General features: G+C 67.8%; 7 protein-coding genes. 6 read left to right on the plus strand and 1 reads right to left on the minus strand.

The annotated features are described in order from the left end of the window. From ABS88_RS22775 to ABS88_RS22790, 4 genes are all read left to right on the plus strand, one after another. Positions 1-255, plus strand: a 255-nt coding sequence (locus ABS88_RS22775) for a hypothetical protein (protein ID WP_286750675.1), incomplete at its 5' end; no start/stop codon positions are given. 61 nt (positions 256-316) lie between these two features. Beyond that, the gene (gene rlmN, locus ABS88_RS22780; RefSeq protein ID WP_286750676.1) at positions 317-1,555 is read left to right on the plus strand and encodes a dual-specificity RNA methyltransferase RlmN; all 1,239 of its coding nucleotides are present in this window, start codon (positions 317-319) and stop codon (positions 1,553-1,555) included. A gap of 159 nt (positions 1,556-1,714) precedes the next feature. After that, positions 1,715-2,170, plus strand: coding sequence for an outer membrane protein (locus tag ABS88_RS22785; RefSeq protein WP_086455914.1), 456 nt, complete (start codon positions 1,715-1,717; stop codon positions 2,168-2,170). Between the two features lie 86 nt (positions 2,171-2,256). Then, positions 2,257-2,904 (plus strand): MOSC domain-containing protein, encoded by a 648-nt coding sequence (locus ABS88_RS22790; protein WP_286750677.1) that lies wholly within the window; start codon positions 2,257-2,259, stop codon positions 2,902-2,904. On the opposite strand, the gene ABS88_RS22795 is transcribed toward ABS88_RS22790, so the two are convergent. After that, positions 2,901-3,617 carry an arylesterase gene (locus ABS88_RS22795; RefSeq protein ID WP_286750678.1) on the minus strand — a complete coding sequence of 239 codons (717 nt, stop codon included), beginning with the start codon at positions 3,615-3,617 and terminating at the stop codon, positions 2,901-2,903. The two genes, ABS88_RS22790 and ABS88_RS22795, sit on opposite strands and share 4 nt — an antisense overlap. 53 nt (positions 3,618-3,670) lie before the next feature. Here ABS88_RS22795 and ABS88_RS22800 point away from each other — a divergent pair, with 53 nt between their 5' ends. Together ABS88_RS22800 and ABS88_RS22805 are read left to right on the plus strand one after the other, a co-directional pair. Next, positions 3,671-4,342: an ABC transporter ATP-binding protein gene (locus tag ABS88_RS22800; protein ID WP_263589011.1), complete on the plus strand. Its 672-nt coding sequence runs from the start codon at positions 3,671-3,673 to the stop codon at positions 4,340-4,342. A gap of 46 nt (positions 4,343-4,388) precedes the next feature. Then, positions 4,389-6,160: ABC transporter permease (locus ABS88_RS22805; protein ID WP_286750679.1), on the plus strand; the 1,772-nt coding region annotated here is incomplete at its 3' end.

A 6,160-nucleotide genomic window follows, 5' to 3' on the forward strand; every position in this document is an offset into this window, starting at 1 on the left:
TTGATCCAGCTTTGCGAGGAATTGCTGAACAGCGGGGTGCTGAGCCCCGAGGGGCTGGAGCGCATCAAGGGCGCGATCCGCACCGAGCTGACGGTCAGCAGCAACGCGCGCATTTCGAACCATGCTGCGTTCGACGACACGCTGCGCCGTCGGATCGATGCGATCTTTCCCGCCGCCCCCGGCGAACCGCCGCTGGAGCATGTCGGGACGCTCGAAGATTTCGAAGATGCGATGGACCCCTATCACGGCGCGTGAAGGGCCGCGCTGACGCGCGCAATTGCGCAAAGCGCGCATCGCGACTATAGGGCCGCGCATCATGCAGATCCCCGGCCACATCGATCCCGTTACGACGGGCACCGTTCCCCTGCGCGGCGGCAACCGCGTCGACCTTGTCGGACTGACGCGCGAGGGCATCCGTTCCGCGCTCGAAGACGCGGGGCTCGACGCCAAGGCGGCGAAGCTGCGCTCCAAGCAGATCTGGCACTGGATCTATCATCGGGGCGTCACCGAATTCGACGCGATGACCGACATCGCCAAGGCGATGCGCCCCTGGCTCACCGAACGCTTCATCGTCGGCCGCCCGACGGTCGTCACCGCGCAGGTTTCGACCGACGGCACGCGCAAATGGCTGCTCGCGGCGGCGGACGGCCAGGAATATGAAATGGTGTTCATTCCCGACGCCGATCGGGGAACGCTGTGCGTGTCCAGCCAGGTCGGCTGCACCCTGAACTGCCGTTTCTGCCACACCGGTACGATGCGGCTCGTCCGCAACCTGTCCGCCGGCGAGATCGTCGGCCAGGTCCTGCTCGCGCGCGATGCGCTGGGCGAATGGCCGAAGGGCACGATGGCATCGACCGCCGATGTCGACGACGAGGATGACGACGCGGGCCATTATACCGCGGACGGCCGCATGCTGACCAATATCGTGATGATGGGGATGGGCGAGCCGCTCTATAATTTCGACGAGGTCAAGGGCGCGCTGAAGATCGTGATGGACGGCGACGGGCTGGCGCTGTCGAAGCGGCGCATCACCCTGTCGACGAGCGGCGTGGTGCCGATGATGGCGCGCGCGGGCGAGGAAATCGGCGTCAACCTCGCCGTCTCGCTCCACGCGGTGAACAAGGAAATCCGCGACGAGATCGTGCCGCTCAACCGCAAATACGGCATCGAGGAGCTGCTCGCCGCCTGCGCCGCCTACCCCGGCGCGAACAATGCGCGGCGCATCACCTTCGAATATGTGATGCTGAAGGACAAGAATGACAGCGACGCCGACGCGCGCGAGCTGGTGCGGCTGATCAAGCAGTACAAGCTGCCGGCGAAGGTCAACCTGATCCCGTTCAACCCCTGGCCCGGCGCGATCTATGAATGTTCGTCGCCAGAGCGGGTGCGCGCGTTCAGCAACATCATCTTCGAAAGCGGAATTTCGGCGCCGATTCGCACCCCGCGCGGGCGCGACATCATGGCGGCGTGCGGCCAGCTCAAGAGCGCGGCGACCAAACCCTCGCGCGCCGAACTCGACCGCATCGCCGAAGAGAAGCAGGCGGCGCTGGGCTGAGGCCGGCTTGCATAGCTATGCTGTGTTGCAAAAACAACACAGGTAATAAAATTGTCATTTTCTGAACGATGCGTTCATTGAAACGACAGGTGCGAACGCCATCTTTGCACACGGGACGCGACCCAAAGGGCGCCCCCTGTCAAAGAAAAGGAAAAGACAATGAAGAAGTTCGCAGTTGCTGCCGCTCTCCTCTCGGCTGTCGTTGCCACGCCTGCCCTCGCCCAGAACGGCGAAGGTCATGTCGAAGTGCGCGGCGGTTACATCACCGGCAGCGGCCTGGACGACGCCACCCTGGGCGTTGCGGGCGGCTATGATTACAACCTGGGCGACAAGGCTTTTGCCGGCGTCGAAATCGCGGGCGACAAGGTGCTGATCGACGGCGCCAAGGTCCAGTTCTCGTCGGGTGCGCGCCTGGGCGCCAACCTCGGCACGAACGGCAAGCTCTACGCGACCGGCGGCTACACCTTCGGCCAGATCGACGATCCCTATGTCGGCGCCGGTTATCAGCACAAGCTGGGCCAGAACGTCTATGGCAAGGTCGAATATCGCCACCAGTTCATCAACAACTTCGACGACACCGACGCGTTCGCGGTCGGCGTCGGCTTCGCTTTCTGATCCTTCGGTCAGCGAGAAGAACGGAAAGGGGCGGCCCCGCGGGGTCGCCCCTTTTCTTTTGCGCGGGAAGCCGCCACAGCAGGGCGATGCGCTACACGATCGACGCCCTGTTGACCGGCAAGGCCCGCCGCTTCGGCGCGAAGGGCGAGCCGAGCGCGATCGACAAGCGCGCGGTCGAAGGACGGCGCGCGGTCGGCGCACTGGGCATCGCGGGCGACGAGCAGGCCGACCTTTCGGTCCACGGCGGCCCCGACAAGGCGATCCACCATTATCCGCGCGATCATTATGGCTGGTGGGCCGAGACGATCGGCGACCATGCGCTGTTGCAGGACGCCGGCGCGTTCGGCGAGAATATCTCGACATCGGGCCTGACCGAGAGCGCGGCGTGCATCGGCGACCGCTATCGCCTCGGCAGCGCGCTGGTCGAGATCAGCCAGGGCCGCCAGCCGTGCTGGAAGCTCGGCCACCGGTTCGGCATCGCGACGCTGCCCGCCACCGTCGTCACCTCTCGCCGCGGCGGCTGGTATTACCGTGTCATCGAGGATGGCGCGGTCGGCGCAGGCGACGCATTGGAGCTGATGGAGCGTCCGCTGCCCGACTGGAGCGTCGAGCGCGTCTTTCACCTGCTGATCGGCGGGGCGGGCAAGCGCGAACCGGCGGCGCTGCGCGCGCTCGCCGCGATGGACCTGCTCGCCGCCAACTGGCGCGCCCGCGCCCAAAAGCTGTTGGGTTAGCGCGGCGCCGGCAGCGCCTGTTCGACGAGCGGCGCCAGCGATGCGGCGACGATTTTCACGCCCTTGGCATTGGGATGCATATTGTCGCCGAGCATCAGCGATTTGTCGGTGACGACATTGTCGAGGATGAAGGGATAGAGGCTCGCGCCATATTTGTCGGCAAGTTCGGGAAATATCGGATTGAACTTGCTCGCATAATCGCTGCCCAGATTGGGCGCCGCCATCATCCCGGTCATCAGGACGGGGATGCCGCGCCGCTTGAGCTCGGCAAGCATCGCGTCGAGATTGGCGCGCGTCTGGTCGGGGCCGATGCCGCGCAGCATGTCGTTGCCGCCGAGGCCGAGCAGCACGAGCGCGGGTTTCGCCTTCGCATTGTCGAGAACATAGGACAGCCGCTGCCGCCCCGCCGCGGTGGTATCGCCCGATACCCCGGCGTTCTGGACGCGCACCATGCGACCATCCGCCGCGAGCGCCGCCTGAAGCTGCGGCGCGAGGCCTTCTCTGGGGCCAAGCTGGTAGCCGGCGTAGAGGCTATCGCCGAAGGCAATGACGAGCGGTGCGTCGGCGGGAAGCACGGGCACTGCCTTCGCCGGATTTTCCTTGCCCGCTGCGGGCGCCGCGGGGGCCTCCGCCGAGCCGCATCCGGCAAGCGGTTGGCAAAGGGCGATTGCAAAACCATATAGGGCGAAAGAGCGCCATCCGGCCGTTCTCATTTCCAAAGGGTCCTTTCTTGACCGACAGCCCCCGACCGCCCGTCGCGCCGACGATGGCGATTGCCGCCCATAATGTGACGCTGACGCTGGGGAGCGACAAGGCCCCCGTCGAAATTTTGCGCGGCGTCGATCTGGAGGTTGCGGCCGGCACCTCGGTCGCGCTGCTCGGTCCGTCGGGATCGGGCAAGAGTTCGCTGATGGCGGTGCTCGCCGGGCTGGAACGCGCACGCGGCGGAACGGTCATGGTCGCGGGGCTCGATTTTGCGACGATGGACGAGGATGCGCTGGCGCGCGCGCGGCGCGGGCGGATCGGTATCGTCCTGCAAGCCTTCCACCTGTTGCCGACGATGACCGCACTCGAAAATGTCGCCGTGCCGCTGGAGCTGGCAGGGATCGACGACCCGTTCGGGCGCGCCGCGCGCGAGCTGGAGGCGGTCGGGCTCGGCCACCGCCTGACCCATTATCCCGCGCAGCTTTCGGGCGGCGAGCAGCAGCGCGTCGCGATCGCGCGCGCGATGGCGAGCGAACCGCAGATCATCTTCGCCGACGAACCCACCGGCAATCTCGACACCGCGACCGGTCATGCGATCATCGAACTGATCTTCGCGCGGCGCGCGGCGCTCGGCGCGACGCTGCTGATCATCACCCACGATCCCGAACTGGCAGACCATTGCGACCGCGTCGTCGTGATGCACGACGGGCGGATCGAGGAACGAGCTGCATGAGCGCCGATGGTCCTCCTCGCCACCGCTACGCGGCAGGGAGGATTTGATGATCCCGCTGGCGACCCTGTGGCGTATCGCGCGGCGCGATCTGGCGGCGCGGATTCGCGGGCTGCGCCTGCTGGCGGTGTGCCTGTTCCTCGGCGTCGCGACGCTCGCGGCCATCGGCAGCCTGACGAGCGGCATCACCGCCGAACTGGCGTCGCGGGGACAGACGATCCTGGGCGGCGACCTGCAGTTCGGCCTGCCGCAGCGGCAGGCGAGCGAGGCCGAGCTCGCCGGGCTGCGCGGTGCCGGCGCGACGTCGGCGACGGTGCGGATGCGCGCGATGGCGAACGCGCCGGACGGCAGCGCGCTGCTCTCCGAGCTCAAGGCGGTCGATGCCGCCTATCCGCTTTACGGCACAATGCAGCTCGAAAGCGGCGCGCGCCGCGGCCCGCCGCCGCCGGGGGCGATCTGGATCGGCAAGGATCTCGCGTCACGGCTCGACCTGACGGTCGGCGGCGCGGTGAAATTCGGCGACAAATCCTTCCGCATCGACGGCATCATCGCCGACGAGCCCGACCGGCTGGGCGAAGGCTTTACGCTGGGCCCGGTGGCAATCATCGGCCTCGGCGATCTTGCCGCCACGCAGTTGATCCAGCCCGGCAGCCTCTATGAAAGCAAATATCGCGTCCGCCTGCCCGCCGGTGCCGATCCGGTGGCCGTGGGCAAGCGGCTGAGCGCGGCCTTCCCCGACGCAGGCTGGGAGGTGACCAACCGCAGCAATGGCGCGCCGGGCACGCGGCGCTTTATCGAACGCATGGGGCAGTTCCTGTCGCTCGTCGGCCTCGCCGCGCTGGTGATCGCGGGGATCGGGGTCGGTAACGGGGTCGCCAGCTATCTTGCGGGCAAGCGCCCGGGGCTCGCGACGCTGAAGGTGCTCGGTGCCGACAGCGCGGCGGTGCTACGCATCTATGGCCTGCAGATATTGGCGGTTGCCGCCGCCGCGATTGCCGCCGGATTGATCGCGGGCGCCTTGGCCCCCGCGGCGATCGACGCAATCGCCGGCGACGTCCTGCCGGTCAAGCCGGGACTGGCCGTCTATCCGCTGCCGCTCGCGGTCAGCGCCGCCTACGGGCTGCTCATCGCGATTGCCTTTGCATTGCCACCGCTCGCCGCGACGCGCCATATCCCGGCCGCGGGCCTCTACCGTGCGACGGTCGACGGCGCGGGCCGGATCGAAAAGCGTGTGCTGGCCGCCGTCGCCCTCGCCTTCGCCGCCATCGTCGCCCTCGCGGTCGGCACGGCGCGCGAACCGCTGTTTGCGCTGGGCTTCATCGGGGCGGCAGTGCTGCTGCTCCTGATCCTCGTCGCGCTCGGCTGGCTGGTGCGCCGCATCGCGAGCCGGGTGCCGCGCCCGAAGCGGCCGCTGCTGCGCCTTGCGCTCGCCAATCTGCATCGCCCCGGCGCCGCGACCGGCGCGCTCGTCGTCGCGCTCGGCCTGGGGTTGACGCTGTTCGTCACCCTCGCCGCGATCCAGACGAGCATCACCGCCGAAATCGCGCGCACCGTACCCGAACGCGCGCCGAGCTTTTTCGTCCTCGATATTCCGCGCGACCGGGCGGCCGCGTTCCGCACGCTGGTGACCGGGGCGGACGACAAGGCGGCAATCAACATGATCCCCGCGCTGCGCGGCAGCGTCACCGAATTTGCCGGCAAGCGCGTCGACGAGCTTGCCGAACTGCCCGAAGGCGCGTGGGTGCTGCGCGGCGACCGCGGCCTGACCTACAGCCCCGTGCTGCCCAAGGGCAGCAGCCTGACCCAGGGCCAGTGGTGGGC

The organism is Sphingopyxis sp. SCN 67-31 (genome assembly GCF_001725095.1).

Bases quoted from the DNA above. Each gene is read 5' to 3' on its own strand.
- rlmN (WP_286750676.1), top strand. From the start codon at position 317: ATGCAGATCCCCGGCCACATCGATCCCGTTACGACGGGCACCGTTCCC.
- ABS88_RS22785 (WP_086455914.1), top strand. From the start codon at position 1,715: ATGAAGAAGTTCGCAGTTGCTGCCGCTCTCCTCTCGGCTGTCGTTGCC.
- ABS88_RS22790 (WP_286750677.1), top strand. From the start codon at position 2,257: ATGCGCTACACGATCGACGCCCTGTTGACCGGCAAGGCCCGCCGCTTC.
- ABS88_RS22795 (WP_286750678.1), bottom strand. From the start codon at position 3,617: ATGAGAACGGCCGGATGGCGCTCTTTCGCCCTATATGGTTTTGCAATC.
- ABS88_RS22800 (WP_263589011.1), top strand. From the start codon at position 3,671: ATGGCGATTGCCGCCCATAATGTGACGCTGACGCTGGGGAGCGACAAG.